Genomic DNA, 17,958 nt, shown 5'->3' with positions numbered 1-17,958 from the left:
CAACGATGACCCTGACCGCTTTCGGACCCGACTTCACCTTTGCCTATGACGCCTGGCTGCAACATCCTGCAGGTCTGGGCCAGCTGCCGCCCGACATGCACGGAACCTCGGTCGCGGTGATCGGCGCCGGGGCTGCGGGGATCGTCGCCGCCTATGAGTTGATGCGGCTGGGGCTGCGCCCGATCGTCTATGAGGCCGGAAAGTTCGGCGGTCGCCTGCGATCCGAGAGGTTCGAGGGCGCCGAGGACATCATCGCGGAACTGGGCGGGATGCGGTTTCCGCGCTCCTCCACCGCATTCTGGCATTATCTGGACCGTGTGGGCCTGCAGACCGAAGCCTTTCCGAACCCGCTGACCCCTGCGGCCGGTTCCACGGTCATCGATCTGGAAGGAGAAAAGCATTTTGCCCGCACGCTGGCCGATCTGCCGCCGCTTTATGCCGAGGTGGCGCGCGCCTATGACGCCGCGCTGGAAGAGGGCGCGAATTTCGCAGCCCTCCGCGCCGCCGTCATCGCCCGCGACGCCGATGCGGTCAAGGCGATCTGGGACCCGCTGGTGCACGACTGGGATGAGCGCACCTTTTACGATTTCGTCGCCTCGTCCAAGGCATTCCGGGGTCTGTCCTTCCGCCACCGCGAGGTCTTTGGTCAGGTGGGCTTCGGGACCGGCGGCTGGGACAGCGATTTCCCGAACTCGATGCTCGAGATCCTGCGCGTGAACCTTCTGGGTCTGGACGACGACCAGCAGCTTGTCGTGGGCGGGGTGGGGCAGATGCCGAAACGCCTGTGGGGCGATGCGCCCGCCTGCACGCATTGGCCTGCCGGCACGAGCTTGGCATCGTTGAACGGCGGGGCCACGCGTGGCCGGGTCTGCACGCTGGAGCGTGATGATGCAGGCGGCGATATCCGCGTGACGGACCGCTGGGGCCGCCGCGACCATTACAAGGCGGTCGTCGTGACCTGCCAAAGCCACCTGCTGACCACCTCGATCCGCACCGAAGAGCGGCTCTTCGACCAGAAGCTGTGGATGGCGCTGGACCGGACCCGCTACATGCAGGCGGCGAAAACCTTCGTCATGGTGGATCGCCCGTTCTGGAAAGACACCGACCCGGTGACGGGCCAGCCGCTGATGTCGATGACGCTGACCGACCGCATCACGCGCGGCACCTATCTGTTCGACAACGGCCCGGATCGCCCGGCGGTGATCTGCCTGTCCTACGCCTGGATGACGGATGCGCTGAAGGTTCTGCCGCATTCCGCCGAAAAACGGGTGGATCTGGCCTTGCAGGCGCTTGGGGCCATCTATCCCGGCGTCGATATCGCAAGCCATATCCGCGGCGAGCCGATCTGCGTCAGCTGGGAAAGCGACGAGAATTTCCTTGGCGCCTTCAAGGGCGCGCTTCCGGGGCATTACCGCTATAATCACCGCATGTATGGGCATTTCATGCAGGATGCGATGCCCGAGGAACAGCGCGGCATCTTTCTGGCGGGCGACGGCATCAGCTGGACCCCCGCATGGGTCGAGGGGGCGGTGCAGACCGCGCTGAATGCCGTGTCGGGCGTGTTGCGCCATCTGGGCGGGCAGCACGATCCCCTGAACCCCGGTCCAGCCGACCGCTGGGCGCGCCACGGTCCGGTCTGCCTGCCCTGAGCGGCGGCTGATCGTGACGGGCGCGCGGGTTGGCTTGGGCCAAACCCAGCCTAGCGTCCTAGCGCCGGGTTAGGCATCGCCGCGACAGCTTTGGCAGTGCTGCACAATCGCTGCGCCCCGCTTGCCCCCGATCAGGACCGGCGCGCCGCCTGAGGCCGCCCTGCCCGGCTGGTCCTAGGCCGCGTAGCCCCCGTTATACGCCTCGCTTTTCCGGCGGATGCGGGAATGTTCGACGATCCTTTCGCGCGCGATCCCCCGGAACTCCTCGATCGAGGCATGTCCCCGGCGTTCCAGATAATCGGCAAGATCGCCCTTCAGCTCTTGGATCAGGTTCGTGCCGACGCCGCCGCTGCCCTTGTCCTCCATCGCGGCGGTGCAGACCTGCAGATTGCCCGCGCCATGCACGATGAAGTTGAATGCCTCGCGAAAGCCCCTGATGCCGCCGATCCCCGAGACCGCCTTGTCCGGAAACGCCCGCGAAATATCCGAGACGCGCTGCAGCGCCTGATGCAGGATCGCCAAGCCTCCAAGGCCGCCCGATGTGACCAGCCCGTCCACCTCGACCTCGAATTTCAGGGTCTCGGGGTCCATCAGCGGCAGCGAGGGAAAGGTGTTGCAGAGCGAGATCGACGCCGCCCCCGCCTCATAGGCCGCCTTGGCTCCGTCGATCAGCGATGAGGACGACGGCGTCAGTTTCACCCAGATCGGCACGCTGACCGCTTCGGTCACCGCTTTCAGGATCGAGCGGATGATGGTTTCGTCATTGGCGATATGCGCGCCCATATCCTTGCGGTCCATATGCGGGCAGGACATGTTCAGCTCGATCGCGTCGCATCCCGCGTTCACGACGGCCTTGGCAAGCTTGCGCCAGTTGTCCATCTCGGCCTCGCTTCCGGCGCCGGCCATGATCGAGGCGATCACCATGCGGTCGGGATAGGTGGTCTTGATCTCCTCAAGATCGGGCAGCCACAGATCCAGCGGCTGGTCCGAAATCAGTTCCCAGTTCCAGGATGAATGCGACACGGTGTCGGGCCGCTTGTAGCGCGAGACATAGGGCTTGGTCTCGCTGGCGCGCTGATAGATCGTCTTCGGCCCGGCGACGTTTTCGACCGGATGCAGCCCGATGGTCTTGGTAACGACACCGCCCCAGCCCGCCTCGAAGGCCCGAAGGATCTTGGCCTTGCTTTCCGTCGGCGGCGCCGAGGCCAGAACGAAGGGATTGACGAACTCAAGACCAGTGAAGGTGGTAGCAAGGCGATTTGTCATGGCGGGCTCCCTGTTTCTTTTCAAACAGGACCACAATTTTTTATCAAACAGTCAATAATTTTCTGATCGCCCCGCCATGCGAAGGTGAAACGGGCCGGGTTTGGCACGGTTTCTGATCGAAAGCGCGGCAGATGCGCGCTTGCGACAGAACGGCCACGGCCAGTAATGCGCGCACGGCGGGGCGAGTTTCAGTTGGTGTTGCTGTCCCAAGAATGCCGAGCCGCGTATGTTTCCATCACCCACCCCGGCAATCTTTTCTTGCCAATCGGCGGCGCAGCGGGTGGTTTCGCAGCGGCGTTCCAACCTTGGCGCAGACTGTTGCAAGCCGCCCGGCGGTTCGGCGACAGGCGCATCACGCGACCGCATCGCTGTTAGCAGATGCGACCGGAGCCTTTCACAAACCAACGCCCCCGCAGAAGCTGCGGGACGCGGCTTTTGGCAGGGTCGTCGTAAGCCGTCGTGAGGGGGCAGCGCGCAACGATGCAGCGCCGCGTGCGATCAGGCGACCGCAGCCTGACAGGCAATCTCGACCAGAATATTCTCGGCGGCCATATTGGCCTCGACCGTGGCGCGGGCCGGCAGGGCATCTTCGGGGATCCACGCGTCCCATGCGGCGTTCATGGCCGCAAAATCCTGCACGCAATGCTTCAGCCAGATCTGCGCAAACAGGATGTTCGAGCGGTCGGTCCCTGCCACGGCCAGCAGTTCGTCGATGCGCGCCAGCACCTGCCGGGTCTGGCCAGCGACATCGGCGCTGCGGTCGGCTGCGACCTGCCCGGTGACATAGGCGACGCCGTTATGCACGACCACATGGCTGAGGCGCTTGCCGTTGGGTTCGGCGCGGGTGATGGACATGGGAACTCTCCTTGGATGGTATTCAGGCGCCGCGAATGCTGCGCGCGGCGTTGGAAATCGAGCGTGCGGTGTTGACGACAAGCGGTGCCAGCCGCGCGGTCGCATCGGCAAGCGTCCAGCGGCTGAAGGGCACGGCGATATTGATCGCGCCAAGCGGGCGGCCATCGGCGTTGACGATCGGCGCGGCGACGGCGATATCGCCGACATAGACCTCTTCGTTCGAGGTTGCGAAACCATCGACATGGGCCTGCCGCGTCACGGCGATCAGGGCGTCCAGATCGGTGACAGTGTTTCGGGTCATGGCGATGCGCGCCGAACCGGCCAGCAGGGCGGCAGCCTCGGCCTTGGGCAGTGCCGACAAAAAGGCCCGCCCCGCCGCAGTGCAATAGATCGGCAGGCGCTGACCCAGCGGTATATGGATCGAGATCTGCTTGTGGCTGGCGAAGCGCGCGACATAGACCATCGAGTGATCGACCGGCTCCAGCAGGTTGCAGCTTTCGCCCGTATCGCGGTTCAACTCGTGCAGATAGGGGTTCGCGCGCTCGATCAGCTCACCGACCTGCAGATATCCCGCCCCGACCTGCAACGACGCAGGCGTCAGGCGCAGCCGCTTGCTGTGCGGATCCTTGGCCAGATAGCCAAGCGCCTCCAGCGTGAAGGCGGCGCGCTGGGTGGTGCTTTTGTTCAGCCCCGTCACGTCGGCAAGCTCGCTCAGGGTCATCTCGGCATGGCCGGGCACGAAGGCCGAGATGACCCTCAGCCCCTTGGCCAGTGCCGTCACGAAAAGAGGATTGTCGCTGTCGTCCATGCCGCCCGTCCTTAGGGTTCGTTCCGAAAGGTGATACATTGCGCCGTCATGAAAAGCATCGCGATATCGCCTGCCGATCCCTTACATCGGATGCGTGACGCGGCGCAGAAAATCCTGCGTGCGTTCATGCGTCGGATTGCGTAGCACCTCGGCCGCAGGCCCCTGTTCGACAATATGCCCGTCCGCCAGAAACAGCACGCTGTCGGCCACTTCGCGGGCAAACTGGATTTCATGGGTCACGACCAGCATCGTCATGTTCTGTTCGGCAAGCTCGCGCATGACGGACAGAACCTCGCCGACCATTTCCGGATCCAGCGCGGATGTCGGCTCGTCGAACAGGATCGCTTCGGGCTGCATGGCAAGCGCGCGGGCGATGGCCACCCGCTGCTGCTGACCGCCCGAAAGCGACGAGGGATAGGCCTGCATCTTTTCGGCCAGTCCGACGCGACGCAGCAGATCCGCCGCGCGGTCACGAACCTCGGCGGTGTTCTGCTTCAGGACATGTACCGGCCCTTCCATGACGTTCTCAAGCGCGGTGCGATGCGGGAACAGGTTGAAGCGCTGAAACACCATCGACACCCGCGTGCGCAGGGCGCTGATCGAACTGGCCTTGGCGTCGATCAGGTCGCCATCGATGGTGATGCGGCCCTTTTGATAGTCCTCAAGCCCGTTGACGCAGCGCAGCAGCGTGGATTTGCCGGACCCGGACGGACCGATCAGGCAGACCACTTCGCCCTTCGAGATGTTGGCGTCGATGCCTTTCAGCACCTCGTGATTGCCATAGGACTTGTGCACATTCTCGAAGCGGATCATCTCGACCTCCCAAGTTTGCGCTCAATCGTTCCCATCAGGATGTTCAGGGGAATGGTGAGGCACAGATAAAGCAGCGCCACCAACGTAAAGACCGTCAGGTTGTCAAAGGTCGATGACGCCAGCGCCTTGCCCTGCATGGTCAGTTCCGCGACCGAGATGACCGAGACCTGCGAACTGTCTTTCAGCAGCATCACCGCGTTGTTGGCATAGGGCGGCATCACCACGCGCGTCGCCTGTGGCAGGACGACCCGGCGCATCATCATGCCGTGCTTCATGCCGATCGACTTTGCGGCCTCGACCTGTCCGCGGTCGATTGCTTCGATACCGGCGCGAAAGGTTTCCCCGATATAGCACGAATAGGTCAGCGACAGACCGACGATGCCTGCCTGCAACGCGCTGAGGTCGATGCCAAGTTCGGGCATCACGAAATAGATATAGAACAGCACCACAAGGATCGGGATGCCGCGCACGATTTCGACGAAGACGCGCGTGGGTCCGGCCAGCCACCAGATGCCCGATGTCCGCAACAGCGCCCAGACGAGGCCAAGCATTGTGGCGGCGATCAGCGAAAGCACCGTGACAAGGATGGTGTACCACAGACCGGAAACAAGAAGCGGCAGGTATTCAGCCGCCCGCGAGGCAAAACTTGGCATGATCAGCTTGGTCCCTGAAGAGCGGTTGCAAGGGACGGGGCGGCGTGCGTGCACGCCCCCCGCGCTATGGGGTCAAAGGCCGTAGGCCGCGAAGATCTTGGCCATTTCGCCGTTTGCCTTCATCTTTTCGATCGAGGCATTCACCTTGGCCAGCAGCTCGGGGTTTTCTTTCGAGACGGCAAGCGCGACATCGCCAGTCTTCATCGGCGTATAACCATCGACCAGCCGCACACCCAGCGCCGGGGTTTTCGAGATTTGATAGGCGATGATCGGCGCATCGCCGAAGCCCGCCTTGATGCGACCCAGTTTCACGTCGCGCATGATGTCGGCCAGGCTGTCGTAAAGCTTGACCTCGCCAAAGGTGCCAAGCGCCTTCAGCTGATCCGCGAAGGTGGTGCCGATCTGGGCACCGACGGTTTCGCCTTTCAGACCGTCAAGGGTGTAGTTGGTGCTGTCATCTGCGGCGACGAACATCGCATCGCCATAGCTATAGACCGTTTCCGAAAAATCGACGACCCGACGGCGCTCGTCGGTGGCGAACATGCCTGCGGAAATCATGTCGATCTTGCTGGTTTGCAGGCTGGGGATCAGCGCCGAAAAGGCCGAGACCTCGAAATTCGCGCCCATGCCGTTATCGGCGGCAATGGCCTTGGCAAGATCGACCATCGCACCGGTGGTCGCTTGCGTCGATGTGTCGACGAAGGTGAAGGGCGTGCCGGTGGTGGTCACACCAACCTTGATCGCCTCATTGGCGACGGCGGCATGGCCAAGGCCAAGGGCAAGGGTGGCAGCGGCAAGGGTCTTGATCAGCATGGGCGTCTTTTCCTTGTCAAAGGGGGGGAATGAATCGGCAGTCGGATCAGGACGTGGCCGCAAGGCGCGCGTCCTTATGGTGCAGCCAGCGATAGGCCAGCGTCTGGCCGATGCGCAGGAACCGGCCGAAGGGGTAGCGCGCGGGCTCTTGCGTCAGGAATGCCGCGCCATTCTTGACCGGCAGGCCTGCGGCCATCTGCGCAAGCCGCGTCCCCGCATGCATCGAGAAGGACACGCCCGATCCGGCGTAGCCACCGCCCCAGAACGCCCCCTCAAGTCCGGGCACCTGATAAAAGAACGGCAGAGAGTTGCGCGTGACCGCCACCCATCCGCCCCACCAATGGTCGATGCCGATCCCGGCCAGCGCGGGGAATTTGCGGACCATGGCGTTATACAGATAGGCGCGATGTTTCGGATCGGTGGAATCCGCGCCGCTGATGGCGCTGCGGCCGCCGAACAGCACACGATTGTCCGGCAGGCGGCGGTAATAGAACAGAAGCTCGCGCGTATCGAACAGGCAGCCATCGGTCGGAATGCTGGCCCTGACCTGAGCATCCGACATCGGCGTGGTCACGATGATCTGCGAATGCACCGGCAGCACCCGGCTGGACAGGCGGGGATGAAGGCTGTTCGAGGTATAGCCGTTGGTCGCGACGATCACCTTGGGCGCCGTCACGCTGCCGCCGGGGGTGCGCAGCGTATGCAGGCCGTTCTGGGTGGTCCAACCGATCACCGGCGAATCGCTGTGGACGGTCGCGCCTGCCGCGCGCGCCATGCGCTGCAGCCCATGCGCCAGCTTCAGCGGGTTCATCGCGAACCCGTCCGGCAGGTGCAGGGCGCCAAATGCCTCGGGGCCGCCATGGATGCCGTCCAGTTCGCGGGCCTGAATGAACCGCGCTGGATAGCCAAAGACGCGATTGTAAAGCTCGACCTCGGCCTGAAGCTTTTCGGCATGCGGCGCGAAGGTTGCGACCTTGTACACCCCGTCCGGTTGGCGGTCACAATCGATCCCGCCTTCCTCGATCAGCCGCCGCACCGTGTCCAATCCGGCGCGAAGTTCATCGAAAAACGCCCGGGCGGTGGCTTCGCCGAACTGGGCGATCAGCGCCGCATGGGGCATGCGCCCGCCCGAGATGCGGGCAAAGCTGCCATTGCGCCCCGAACAGCCCCATGCAGCCGACCGCGCTTCCAGAACGACCGCGCGCAATCCCTGATGCCTTGTCAGCTCCAGCGCCGCCGAAAGGCCGGTATAGCCGCCGCCGATGATCGCGACATCCGCCCGCGTTTCCGAGGCCAGCGTGCCGTCATCGGGCTGCTCTTGCGGGGCCATCGCACGCCAATAGCTGTCGGCAGCAGGGATCTGCGACGGCGGATAGGAATGGACCAAGGGATCGTAGATTTGCTTCATGATGTATCGTCTAGCGATTTTATATATTGAATATTACTTACTGCACAGCTCAATTTGCTCTGTAAAGAAATATTTATAATTCCGATGTTGAGTTTTCCGATTGATGCCTTTTTCGGCTTCCGCCTGACGGCATTGCCCCATTGCGCCAAGATCGGTGAATTTTCGCCGCGGCCGCACCCCCTTTGCGGCCCTCGCCTTACGGATCGGGAACCGCCCTGCCCGTTGACGGCTTTCCTTGGTCAGGAGGTCGTCGATGTCACCACGGGCGAGTTGGAAGGGCACTCTGAAGATCGGGGAGCTGACCTGCGCGGTGGGGCTTTATACTGCCGCCTCGACCTCGGACCGGATTGCGTTTCACATGATCAACCGCGCGACCGGCCATCGTCTGCGCCGCGAATTCGTCGACAGCGACACCCGCAAAGCCGTGGAGCGCGACGATCAGGTCAAGGGTTATGAGGTTTCGGACGGCGAACATATCCTGCTCTCGGATGATGAGATCGCCTCGGCCGTGCCTGACAGCGACAAGGTGCTGGGCGTCACCGCCTTCATCCCCTGCGACGGGATCGAGGATGTGTATGTCGACAAGCCCTATTACCTGACGCCCGCAGACACGCCTTCGGTCGAGGCGTTTGGGCTGATCCGCGACGGGCTGCGCAAGCAGGAGGTGGCGGCCATCGCCCAGACCGTGCTGTTTCGCCGGATGCGCACCGTTTTGATCCGGGCGCATGATGCAGGCATGATCGCGACCACGCTGAATTTCGATTATGAGGTGCGATCCGCCACCGATGCGTTCGACGGCATCCGCAAGGTCAGGATCGACCCCGAGATGCTGGATCTGGCCCAGCACATCATCAAGACCAAGATGGGCAAATTCGATCCCGCCAGCTTCGAGGACCGCTACGAGGCGGCGGTGGCGGAACTGGTCAAGGCCAAGGACGCCGGCAAGACGCTGCCCAAACGCCCTAAGGAAAAGGCCAAGATCATCAGCCTGATGGATGCGCTGCGCGAAAGCGCCAAGCCGCAGCGCAAGACCAAGACCCAGTCCAAGACCACCCGCAAGGCGGGCTGACATGTCGCTGGAGACCTATCGCAAGATGCGGGACTTCAGGGCGACATCCGAGCCGAAGGGCCGGAAGTCGCGCAAGAAGGGCAACAGCTTCGTCATCCAGAAGCACGCTGCCCGCCGCCTGCATTACGACTTTCGCCTTGAGATGGACGGCGTGCTGAAAAGCTGGGCCGTCACGCGCGGCCCCAGCCTGATCGCAGGCGAAAAGCGGCTGGCCGTGCATGTCGAGGATTACCCGCTGACCCCATCTCAGCCCACCGAACCCAGGACCATGGCCGAGCCGATGCCTCCGGCGGCGGCAATTGCGCAGAGCGCGTTGCCGGGATGCCGCTGAAGCTCGTGAAACGCGCGGCATACCAGAATGGCGCCGGACGCGCCGATCGGATGGCCGCGTGCCAGCGCGCCGCCGGACAGATTGGTGCGGCTTTCCGCCAGACCGGCCATGCGCAGGCAGGCGATGGCCTGCACGGCGTAAGCCTCCATCAGCTCGGTGACGGACAGATCGCCCGGCGTCAAAGCCGATTTCGCCAGCGCCTGCTGGATCGCCCGGACCGGCGCGATCCCCGGCAGCATCGGGTCGCCACCGACCGAGGCATGGGCACGCATGGTCACGGCGCGCTTGGCCCCCCGGGCAAGCCTGTCCGATACGACAAGGCAAAATGCCGCGCCATCCGCCTCGATGGCCGTCGCCGCCACGCTGACCGAGCCGCTGACGATTTTCGACCGGCGGGCGACCTGCTGGCGCAACGGACGGGCGAATGCGTCCCGGTCCTGACCAAGCAAAGGCACAATCTCGGGGCGCAGGGCAGTTTCCGCGGCCAGCGCCTTGCGATGGCTTTCGACCGCAAAAGCGTCCTGTTCGTCGCGCGAGATCTGCAGCGATCTTGCCAGCGCATCGGCCGCATCGGCCATATCCGGGTTCTGGCCCGGAAACGGGCTGAACGGGGGCTGGGTATAGAATTCGGGCCCGCCATCCGCGGCGCGCCGGGCCCGCAGCGGGCGCTGGGAAAAGCTTTCGCTGCCGCCCGCGATGACGGCCGGGGCCAGACCCGCATCGACATAGGCCACGGCCATCGCGACGGCATCCAGACCGCCTGCGCATTGGGCGTCGATGCTGATGCCGGAGACATGCCCCAGACCTGCAAACAGTGCCGCCATGCGGGCCGGATTGCCGCCGCCCCCCAGCGCGTTCGACAGGATCAGTTGTCCGATATCGACGGGGCGCAGCCCGGCATCGCGCAACAGCGCATGGATGACCGGCGCGGCAAGCTGATGCGGGTGCAGGTCGGAAAACGCGCCGCCGCTGGGCATGACGGCGGTGCGGCGCGCGGCAAGGATCAGGGCCATGGACAGACCCGCGACAGCCGCGACAGATCGGGCTTGCCCGAGGGCAGGACCGGCAGGCGATCTACCCAGATGATCTTGCGCGGGACCATCGCCGCGCCCAGACCGGACAGGATCTGTCGGCGCAGCCAGCCTTCCTCCGGGGCCGCGTCGCCCGTTTCGATATAGGCCATCAGAACATGCCCGCGCTGATCGTCGGGCACGGTCGTGACGACGCAAAGCCGGTCGGGCAGCAGGCCCGCCAGAAGCTGCTCCAGCGCCTCGGGATGCACGTTCCGATCGGCGATGGTGACCATTCTGTCCTGCCGGCCCAGCAGGAAAAGACAGCCCTGTGCGTCCAGCCGCCCGATTTCTCCGACGGTCATGTATTCGCCGTCGCGGCGGGTGGCGCGGCTGTCCCCCTGCACATAGCGGTCGAACAGATAGGGGCTTTTCACCCAGACTTCGCCCGCGTCGCCCTGCCGGGCGCGGATCTGCAGCGTGACACCGGGATAGGCGCGCCCGACCGAACCGGCAGGCGTCTGCGCATCTGTCAGGGTGATGAAGCTTGTCTCCGAGGCGCCGTAAAACGCCCGCAGATCCGCACGGGGAAACATCTGCCGCACCTGCGCATCTGTCGCAGCGTCCAGCGCGCCGCCACCGCACAGCACAAGACGCACGCCGGGGGCCGAAGCCCCGGACAGCATCCGCAACTGCGTGGGCGTTGCGTAAAGCACGCTGATCTGATGCTGGCGGATCTGGTCAAGCTGGGTTCTGGGGCGAAGCCCGTGCAGAACATGCAGCCCCATGCCGCAATGCGACGCCTCGGCAATGCCATAGACCGTCAGCGAATGGCTGAGCGCACCAAAGACCGCCGCCCGGTCCACCACGGAAAAGCCGAACAGATCTCGGTTGACGGCAAAGCTCAGCCGCCAGGATTGCAGGCTGCGCCGGATGATCTTAGGCTGACCGGAACTGCCCGAGGTGCAGCATTCGATGGCGGGCGTGCCCTTCAGCTTGCGGATGAAGGGCGCGTCCGGCTGGACGCGAAACGCCGCGTCCTTGTCCAGACATGCCAGCAGCGTCCGCAATGCCGCCGCGCCCGGACCGGCGGTGTCGGGCAGAACCCGGGTCTTTCCCAGATAGATCTGTGCGGCGGCCATCGGCTTAGCCCTTCCCAAAGCCCCGGAATGTGGCGTATTCCGCCAGTTCGGCCCGCTGGGTGCGCAGGCCGTTGACGGCCGCCTGCCGGTCGGGCCGCCCCAGCGCGATGCCGCAGACCACGATCTCGGACTCGGGCAGGCCAAGCGTGCGGTGGGTCAGACGGCCATGATTTGCCAAGGCGCCAATGCCGCAAGTGCCATAGCCCATGCTATCCGCCTGAAGCATCAAGGCCATCAGGCACATGCCCAGATCCATGAAACAGCCCGCGCCAAGCCCCTTGTCGATGGTGACGACGATGCCGACCGGGGCGTCGAAAAAGGCATAGTTTCTGGCGAACTGCGCCTGCCTTCCGGCAAAGTCGCGCCGCTCGATGCCAAGGGTGCGATACAGCGCATGGCCCGCCGCATGTTGCCGCGCGCGCAGGACCGGCGGCAGGGGCTGGGGAAAATAGCTGTATTCGCCGGGCTCGGGCGGCTGATGCGCCACGCCGGACAGGGTGTCGCGCAACAGGGCCAGCGGTTCCTGGGTCAGGACATGAAAGCGGCCGGGCTGCAGGTTCGCACCGCTTGGCGCCCGCCGCGCCGCTGACAGGATGCGTTCAAGATCGGCCAGAGGGACCGGATCGGACAGGAACGCGCGGCAGGATCTGCGCTGCTCAAGAAGGTCTGGGATCGGGTTCTGCACGGGCGATATGTCTGCTTTTTCCCGGAGTTTTGTCCGGATCTGGGGTGGCGGATGCTACCGTCCCGAAAGCCGCGATGTCCAGACGCCGCGTTCTGTCGGTTCGCGCGGTGCAACGCCAGAACTGTTCCCCGCACCTTCGGCAGCGCAGAAGATTTCGACTGCTTTCCCGCCGCAATAGAGAATCGCGAACGGCGCAGAACTGTGATTTCTTAAAACGATAAGATCAGTCGTGTAATACAGGCGTCGGGAAGGAACGGATGTTGTGACCATTCAGCTTACGGAACACAGGGTGCTGACCGCCGCGCCGCGCAAGCGCGAAAAGACGAAGCTGACCTTAGTGCAGCTGAACGTCATCTCATGGCTGGCGCCGGTCGGCTTTCTGCTGATCTGGGAGGCCGCATCCCGGCTGGGCCTGATTTCGCCGCAGGTGCTGCCCGCCCCCAGCGCCGTCGCCGCGACCGGCTGGCGCTTGCTGGCGAATGGGTCATTGTTCCAGCATCTGGGCGCCAGCCTTGCGCGGGCCGCCGTGGGCTTTGCCATCGGCGGCGGCATCGGGTTCGCGCTGGGTGTGCTGGTCGGCTTTTCACGGCTGGCCGAGGCGGTGCTGGACCGCTCTATCCAGATGATCCGTGCCATTCCGTTTCTGGCCATGCTGCCGCTGGTGATCGTCTGGTTCGGCGTGGATGAGACGGGCAAGATCTTCATGGTTTCGCTGGCGGTGATGTTTCCCATCTATATCAACACCGTGCTGGGCATTCGTCAGGTGGATCCGAAGCTGCTGGAACTGGCGCGCGTGACCGGGCTGTCGTGGAACGCCACGATCCGCCGGATCATCCTGCCGGGCGCGATGCCGTCGATCCTGACCGGGGTGCGCTATGCGCTGGCGGTGGCATGGCTGGCGCTGGTGATCGCCGAAACCGTCGCGACCACGCGGGGCATCGGCTTTCTGGCGATGGATGCGCGGGAATTTTTGCAAACCAATGTCATCGTGCTGACCATCCTGATCTATGCCGCGATCGGCGTCGGCGCCGACAGCCTGGCCCGGCTGCTGGAGCGTCGGCTGCTGCGCTGGCATCCCAACTATGCCAAGGAGGCATAAGATGAGCGCTGTTTTCGTGCGCGGCCTGCGCCGCCAGTATGGCGACCGTGTGGTGATCGACAACCTTGACCTGCGCATCGACGAAGGCGAATTCGTGGCGCTGCTGGGCGAAAGCGGTTGTGGCAAGACCACGCTGCTGCGGGCGCTGGCCGGGCTGGACCCGATTGACGGCGGCCATATCGACGCGCCGGGCAAGCCCGCGGTCGTCTTTCAGGAACACCGCCTGCTGCCATGGACGCCGCTGTGGCAGAACGTGGCCTTGGGCATCGAAACGCCCGAGGGCCGCAAGGCCGCCGTGGCCGTGCTGGGCGAGGTTGGCCTTGCCGGACGCGAAGAGGACTGGCCGCGCAACCTCTCGGGCGGGCAGGCGCAGCGGGTCGCCTTGGCGCGGGCTCTGGTCAGGGAACCGAAGCTCTTGCTGCTGGATGAACCCTTTGCCGCGCTGGATGCGCTGACCCGCATCAAGATGCATGTGCTGATCCGCGAACTGGTCGCACTGCACCGGCCCGGCGTACTGCTGGTGACGCATGATGTGGACGAAGCCGTGGCGATTGCCGACCGTATTCTGGTGATGCGGGCCGGGCGGATCGCCGCCTCGTATCAGGTCAGGGGCAGCACCGGCCTGCGCGAGGTTCTGCTGAAGGAACTTGGCGTCGAAAGCGACACCCGCGCCGCCTGACGCCGACCCACACCCCCTTTTTCAAAACACGGGCTTGCCCGAATGGCGCAGCCTTGCCTTGCGGAGACGGACATGACGATCAACAGACGCAATCTTCTTCAGGCGACCGCCGCGTTCGGCGCGGCGGCGCTTGTCGGCCTGCCGCCGCTGACCGCACGGGCGCGCACGACCGATACCGTGCGCCTTGGCTGGGGCCGGGGCGGTCTGCCGCTGATTGCCAAGCAGCGCGGAGAATTCGCCAAGGAACTGGCCGCAAAAGACATCAAGGTGGAATGGGTCGGCCCCTTCCCGAACCACGCGCCATCGCTGCAGGCCGTGGTGGGCGGCAGCGCCGATTTCGGCTTCTGGGGCAGCACCACGCCGGCGCTGGCCGCGATCCTTGCCGGCTCGCCCCTGGTCTTTACGCAGTTCAATGTCTACAAGCCGCGCTCGACGGCGATCATCGTCAAGAAAGACAGCGGCATCGACAGCGTGGCCGATCTGCGCGGCAAAAGCATCGCCGTCAACCGCTCGGGTCTGGGCGAGTTCCTGTTGATTGCGGCGCTGGAAAAGCACGGCCTTGGCCGCAACGATGTGACAGTGGTCTATCTGAACCCGCCCGATGCCGCCCCGGCCTTTGGTCAGGGCAAGGTCGATGCGTGGTCGATGTGGACCCCTGCCGTCGACATCGCCCGCGAACAGTTCGACGCCAAGGACATCTTCTTTGAAGGCACCGATCTGGATTTCCTGATCGACTATTCCAGTCTGGTGACGACGCGCGACTTCGCGACCGAGAATGCCGATCTGCTGCGCGCGACCATCGAGGCCTATCGCAACGAAGGCAAATGGATCAGCGAACATCCCACCGAGGCCGAAACCATCGCGCAGGCCGAGGGTCAGTATAGTGACGCCGTGCGCGATCACCTGATCGGCTATCACCGCCAGAACCTGTTTTATCAGGCGGATGACGCCGAATTCCTGGCCCAGTTCCAGCGCGCCGCCGACTGGTTGTCCGATCGGCAGATCCTGCCGGGCCGCATCACGGTCGCCGACCATGTTGTAAGGGGGTAAGCCATGGCCAGACCTGTCCGCCTTGGCGTCAACGTGCTGGCCTCGGGCCGCCACGACGCCGCGTGGAAGACGCTGCCCGATGCAGCAACGCTCTCGACCGATATCGACGCCTTCATCCGCATCGCCAAAGTCGCAGAACGCGGCCTGATCGACGCGCTGTTTCTGGCCGACGGCCCCGGCGGTCTGGTCGAGGAAAGCTTTACCCGGCCATGGCGCGCGCTGGATCCGGTGACGCTGCTGTCGGGGCTGTCGCAGCAGACCGACCATATCGGGCTGGTGGCGACGACCTCGACCATCTTCGGCCATCCCTATGTGGTGGCGCGCCAGATCGCCTCGCTGGACCATATCTCGAAGGGGCGGGCGGCGTGGAACATCATCACCAGCCAGACGCCGGTGGCGCTGGACGCTTACGGTCTGGACAAGGGCTTCAGTCAGGACGAGCGTTACCAGCGCGCCAGAGAATTCGCCGAGATCGTCACCGGGCTGTGGGATTCCGTGCCGCAGGATGCGGTGGTGGCCAGTGGCGATGTATTCGTCGATGAACGCCGCCTGCGCCCCATCGACGTGCAGGGGCGCCATTTCCGGGCGCGCGGCAGCCTGTCGGCCACCGTGCCGCCGCAGGGCCGTCCGGTGATCTTTCAGGCTGGCCAGTCCGAGGACAGCAAGGCCTTTGGCGCGCGCTATGCCGATGCGCTGTTCACCGGGCAGCGCACGCTGCAAGGCGGGCAGAAATTCTTCGCCGATGTCAAGGCGCTGGCCCGCGCCAATGGCCGCGATCCGTCGCAACTGCTGGTCATGCCCGGCCTGTTCCCGATCCTTGGCAGCACCGAGGCCGAGGCGCAGCGCCGCAAGGCCGATCTGGATGCCGGGCTGGATATCGGTTTTCTGCATGGCGAACTGGCGCGGCATTTCGGGCTGACGCCGGATGACATTCCGCTGGATCGGGTGCTGCCCTTCGATCTGATCGACCGGGCCGAGCCCAATGTGCCCATCGCCTCGCGCTGGCCACGGGCGCAGATCCTGTCCGAAGCCCGGCCCGCGAACTGGACGGCGCGGCAGGCGGCGCTGTCCAATATCATCGGCGGGCACCGGATGGTGGTCGGCACGCCCGAACAGGTGGCCGACGACATTCTGCGCTGGATCGACGGCGATGCGGCGGATGGCTTCAACCTGAACATCGACGTGCAGACCTCGGGGCTTGAGGACATCGTGGATCACCTGATCCCGATCTTGCAAAAGCGCGGCCGGTTCCGCACCCGCTACGAAGGCCGCACGCTGCGCGATCATCTGGGGCTGGCGCGCTATACAGACCCGCGCGATCTGGCCACGCGCCGCACCGGAACAAGGGACTAAGGCCATGCGACACACGAATTTCATCACCGGCGTGACCACGCCAGACTGGGCCCCCGTCACGCGGCGGCTGGGCTTTGACGCGCTGTTTCAGGACTTCGCCGATGGTGCGGCGGCGCGGGATGTTGCCCGCCGCCCGATCTTTGACGAAACCGCCGAACTGAAGCGGCGCGGCTTTGCCGCCCTGCGCCTGAACGGCACGACCCTGCCCGAGCTTTTCGCGCTGGCCCGCGATCTGGCGACGGCCGATCCCAATATCGCGCATGTCTTCCGCAACCACTTTTTCGCGGTCGAGCATCATCTGAAAACCGAAAACCACGGCTTTTCCCGACATGTGCTGGACCTGGCGCGGGCCAATCGCATGTTCGGCGTGGCGTTTTCGGAACAGACCACCAGTGCCGCAGGCGGGCGCAGCCAGATCCCGGCGGCGGTGCTGGAACCTGACGGCGACGGCTACCGGGTGTCAGGCACCAAGATCTATTCGACCGGCAATATCTATGCCGACCATCTGTTCGCCTCTGCCATCGATCCGCACGGCGCGGTGCGGCAGTTCTTTATTCCGACGACCGCCCCCGGTGTCGTGCTGGAAGATGACTGGGACGGCTTTGGCCAAAGGCTGACCGGCTCGGGCAGGACGGTCTTCGACCGCGTGGCGATCCGCCCCGAAGATCTGTTCGACCTGCCCGCGGCCGATCCCGACGCGCCCTATCTTTACCATTACACCTTTCATCAGATCTATCTGACCACGGTGATCTCGGGGATCGTCAACCGCGTGCTGCTGGATGCGCTGAACCTGGTCCGGGGCCGCAGCCGCAACTTCTATCACGCGCTGGCCGAGCGCCCCGCGGATGAGCCCGAATTGCAGGCGGTGATCGGCCGCATCGCAGGCTATCGTGCCGCCATCCTCGCCGTGACCGACCGCGCCGTGCAGGCGCTGGACCTTGCATGGCAAAAGGCCGCGACCCCCGATGCGCAGCGCCTGTCGGTTGCCGCCAGCATCGCCGCGGCCGAGGCAAAGGTCGTGGTCGACGAAACCGCAGCCCAGCTTGCCAGCCTGCTGATCGACGTGTCCTCGGGCAGCGGGGTGTCGGCCTCGCGCGCGTTGGACCGGCATTGGCGCAATATCAAGGTGATCGCGGCGCACAACCCGCGCATCTACAAAGAGCGCATCATCGGCGACCACTACCTGAACGGCGCCCTGCCCCCGACCGGCGCGTTTTTCTGAAAAGGGCGATATGGGGGGGCGTTTGCGGACCGGGGCTGGGGACTTGGGATAAA

18 protein-coding genes are annotated in these 17,958 nt (G+C 64.6%); 8 read left to right on the top strand and 10 right to left on the bottom strand.

Going from position 1 to position 17,958, the window contains the following annotated elements; genetic code table 11:
* Nucleotides 1-5: 5 nt before the first annotated feature.
* Nucleotides 6-1,649, top strand: a complete 1,644-nt coding sequence (locus GL284_RS06990) for a flavin monoamine oxidase family protein (RefSeq protein WP_155043877.1) — start codon at nt 6-8, stop codon at nt 1,647-1,649.
* A gap of 174 nt (nt 1,650-1,823) precedes the next feature.
* Here GL284_RS06990 and GL284_RS06985 read toward each other — a convergent pair whose 3' ends face one another.
* From GL284_RS06985 to GL284_RS06955, 7 genes are all read right to left on the bottom strand, one after another.
* Nucleotides 1,824-2,915: a tRNA-dihydrouridine synthase gene (locus GL284_RS06985; RefSeq protein WP_155043876.1), complete on the bottom strand. Its 1,092-nt coding sequence runs from the start codon at nt 2,913-2,915 to the stop codon at nt 1,824-1,826.
* A 498-nt stretch (nt 2,916-3,413) separates the two neighbouring features.
* Entirely contained in the window at nt 3,414-3,770 is a 357-nt protein-coding gene (locus tag GL284_RS06980) for a RidA family protein (RefSeq protein WP_155043875.1), read from the bottom strand.
* A gap of 22 nt (nt 3,771-3,792) precedes the next feature.
* Nucleotides 3,793-4,578: an IclR family transcriptional regulator gene (locus tag GL284_RS06975; protein WP_155043874.1), complete on the bottom strand. Its 786-nt coding sequence runs from the start codon at nt 4,576-4,578 to the stop codon at nt 3,793-3,795.
* 81 nt (nt 4,579-4,659) lie between these two features.
* Nucleotides 4,660-5,391 (bottom strand): amino acid ABC transporter ATP-binding protein, encoded by a 732-nt coding sequence (locus tag GL284_RS06970; RefSeq protein WP_155043873.1) that lies wholly within the window; start codon nt 5,389-5,391, stop codon nt 4,660-4,662.
* Nucleotides 5,388-6,044 (bottom strand): amino acid ABC transporter permease, encoded by a 657-nt coding sequence (locus GL284_RS06965; RefSeq protein WP_155043872.1) that lies wholly within the window; start codon nt 6,042-6,044, stop codon nt 5,388-5,390. The genes GL284_RS06970 and GL284_RS06965 overlap by 4 nt, the downstream gene beginning before the upstream one ends.
* Nucleotides 6,045-6,116: 72 nt before the next feature.
* Entirely contained in the window at nt 6,117-6,857 is a 741-nt protein-coding gene (locus GL284_RS06960; protein WP_196216722.1) for a substrate-binding periplasmic protein, read from the bottom strand.
* 46 nt (nt 6,858-6,903) lie between these two features.
* Complete coding sequence (locus tag GL284_RS06955) at nt 6,904-8,265, bottom strand: NAD(P)/FAD-dependent oxidoreductase (protein WP_155043871.1); 1,362 nt, start codon at nt 8,263-8,265, stop codon at nt 6,904-6,906.
* 253 nt (nt 8,266-8,518) lie between these two features.
* Here GL284_RS06955 and ku point away from each other — a divergent pair, with 253 nt between their 5' ends.
* Both ku and GL284_RS06945 read left to right on the top strand, forming a co-directional pair.
* Nucleotides 8,519-9,334 (top strand): non-homologous end joining protein Ku, encoded by an 816-nt coding sequence (ku, locus tag GL284_RS06950; protein WP_155043870.1) that lies wholly within the window; start codon nt 8,519-8,521, stop codon nt 9,332-9,334.
* A gap of 1 nt (nt 9,335) precedes the next feature.
* Nucleotides 9,336-9,665 (top strand): DNA polymerase ligase N-terminal domain-containing protein, encoded by a 330-nt coding sequence (locus GL284_RS06945; RefSeq protein ID WP_425274188.1) that lies wholly within the window; start codon nt 9,336-9,338, stop codon nt 9,663-9,665.
* On the opposite strand, the gene GL284_RS06940 is transcribed toward GL284_RS06945, so the two are convergent.
* Genes GL284_RS06940 through GL284_RS06930 form a run of 3 tightly spaced genes read right to left on the bottom strand, consistent with a single transcriptional unit; the run spans nt 9,581 to nt 12,502 of the window.
* Nucleotides 9,581-10,678: a thiolase family protein gene (locus tag GL284_RS06940; protein WP_155043869.1), complete on the bottom strand. Its 1,098-nt coding sequence runs from the start codon at nt 10,676-10,678 to the stop codon at nt 9,581-9,583. The two genes, GL284_RS06945 and GL284_RS06940, sit on opposite strands and share 85 nt — an antisense overlap.
* Nucleotides 10,669-11,817: an AMP-binding protein gene (locus GL284_RS06935; RefSeq protein WP_155043868.1), complete on the bottom strand. Its 1,149-nt coding sequence runs from the start codon at nt 11,815-11,817 to the stop codon at nt 10,669-10,671. The genes GL284_RS06940 and GL284_RS06935 overlap by 10 nt, the downstream gene beginning before the upstream one ends.
* 4 nt (nt 11,818-11,821) lie before the next feature.
* Complete coding sequence (locus GL284_RS06930; RefSeq protein ID WP_341870297.1) at nt 11,822-12,502, bottom strand: nitroreductase; 681 nt, start codon at nt 12,500-12,502, stop codon at nt 11,822-11,824.
* A gap of 262 nt (nt 12,503-12,764) precedes the next feature.
* Here GL284_RS06930 and GL284_RS06925 point away from each other — a divergent pair, with 262 nt between their 5' ends.
* The 5 genes from GL284_RS06925 (at nt 12,765) to GL284_RS06905 (ending at nt 17,905) form a co-directional block, all read left to right on the top strand.
* The gene (locus GL284_RS06925; protein WP_341870298.1) at nt 12,765-13,601 is read left to right on the top strand and encodes an ABC transporter permease subunit; all 837 of its coding nucleotides are present in this window, start codon (nt 12,765-12,767) and stop codon (nt 13,599-13,601) included.
* Nucleotide 13,602: 1 nt separating this feature from the next.
* Nucleotides 13,603-14,280: an ABC transporter ATP-binding protein gene (locus GL284_RS06920; RefSeq protein WP_230382942.1), complete on the top strand. Its 678-nt coding sequence runs from the start codon at nt 13,603-13,605 to the stop codon at nt 14,278-14,280.
* Nucleotides 14,281-14,352: 72 nt separating this feature from the next.
* The gene (locus tag GL284_RS06915; protein WP_155043866.1) at nt 14,353-15,330 is read left to right on the top strand and encodes an NrtA/SsuA/CpmA family ABC transporter substrate-binding protein; all 978 of its coding nucleotides are present in this window, start codon (nt 14,353-14,355) and stop codon (nt 15,328-15,330) included.
* Between the two features lie 3 nt (nt 15,331-15,333).
* On the top strand, nt 15,334-16,683 hold the full coding sequence (locus GL284_RS06910) for an NtaA/DmoA family FMN-dependent monooxygenase (protein WP_155043865.1): 1,350 nt from the start codon (nt 15,334-15,336) through the stop codon (nt 16,681-16,683).
* A gap of 4 nt (nt 16,684-16,687) precedes the next feature.
* Nucleotides 16,688-17,905 carry an acyl-CoA dehydrogenase family protein gene (locus tag GL284_RS06905; RefSeq protein WP_155043864.1) on the top strand — a complete coding sequence of 406 codons (1,218 nt, stop codon included), beginning with the start codon at nt 16,688-16,690 and terminating at the stop codon, nt 17,903-17,905.
* The last annotated feature ends 53 nt before the right edge of the window (nt 17,906-17,958 follow it).

Origin of the sequence: Paracoccus shanxieyensis (assembly GCF_009711265.1) — a bacterium.
GTDB lineage: Bacteria > Pseudomonadota > Alphaproteobacteria > Rhodobacterales > Rhodobacteraceae > Paracoccus > Paracoccus shanxieyensis.
The sequence above is the reverse complement of the archived record's forward strand: the minus strand, read 5'-3'. Positions and strand labels throughout refer to the sequence as shown.

Bases quoted from the DNA above. Each gene is read 5' to 3' on its own strand.
- GL284_RS06990 (WP_155043877.1), top strand. From the start codon at position 6: ATGACCCTGACCGCTTTCGGACCCGACTTCACCTTTGCCTATGACGCC.
- GL284_RS06985 (WP_155043876.1), bottom strand. From the start codon at position 2,915: ATGACAAATCGCCTTGCTACCACCTTCACTGGTCTTGAGTTCGTCAAT.
- GL284_RS06980 (WP_155043875.1), bottom strand. From the start codon at position 3,770: ATGTCCATCACCCGCGCCGAACCCAACGGCAAGCGCCTCAGCCATGTG.
- GL284_RS06975 (WP_155043874.1), bottom strand. From the start codon at position 4,578: ATGGACGACAGCGACAATCCTCTTTTCGTGACGGCACTGGCCAAGGGG.
- GL284_RS06970 (WP_155043873.1), bottom strand. From the start codon at position 5,391: ATGATCCGCTTCGAGAATGTGCACAAGTCCTATGGCAATCACGAGGTG.
- GL284_RS06965 (WP_155043872.1), bottom strand. From the start codon at position 6,044: ATGCCAAGTTTTGCCTCGCGGGCGGCTGAATACCTGCCGCTTCTTGTT.
- GL284_RS06960 (WP_196216722.1), bottom strand. From the start codon at position 6,857: ATGCTGATCAAGACCCTTGCCGCTGCCACCCTTGCCCTTGGCCTTGGC.
- GL284_RS06955 (WP_155043871.1), bottom strand. From the start codon at position 8,265: ATGAAGCAAATCTACGATCCCTTGGTCCATTCCTATCCGCCGTCGCAG.
- ku (WP_155043870.1), top strand. From the start codon at position 8,519: ATGTCACCACGGGCGAGTTGGAAGGGCACTCTGAAGATCGGGGAGCTG.
- GL284_RS06945 (WP_425274188.1), top strand. From the start codon at position 9,336: ATGTCGCTGGAGACCTATCGCAAGATGCGGGACTTCAGGGCGACATCC.
- GL284_RS06940 (WP_155043869.1), bottom strand. From the start codon at position 10,678: ATGGCCCTGATCCTTGCCGCGCGCCGCACCGCCGTCATGCCCAGCGGC.
- GL284_RS06935 (WP_155043868.1), bottom strand. From the start codon at position 11,817: ATGGCCGCCGCACAGATCTATCTGGGAAAGACCCGGGTTCTGCCCGAC.
- GL284_RS06920 (WP_230382942.1), top strand. From the start codon at position 13,603: ATGAGCGCTGTTTTCGTGCGCGGCCTGCGCCGCCAGTATGGCGACCGT.
- GL284_RS06915 (WP_155043866.1), top strand. From the start codon at position 14,353: ATGACGATCAACAGACGCAATCTTCTTCAGGCGACCGCCGCGTTCGGC.
- GL284_RS06910 (WP_155043865.1), top strand. From the start codon at position 15,334: ATGGCCAGACCTGTCCGCCTTGGCGTCAACGTGCTGGCCTCGGGCCGC.
- GL284_RS06905 (WP_155043864.1), top strand. From the start codon at position 16,688: ATGCGACACACGAATTTCATCACCGGCGTGACCACGCCAGACTGGGCC.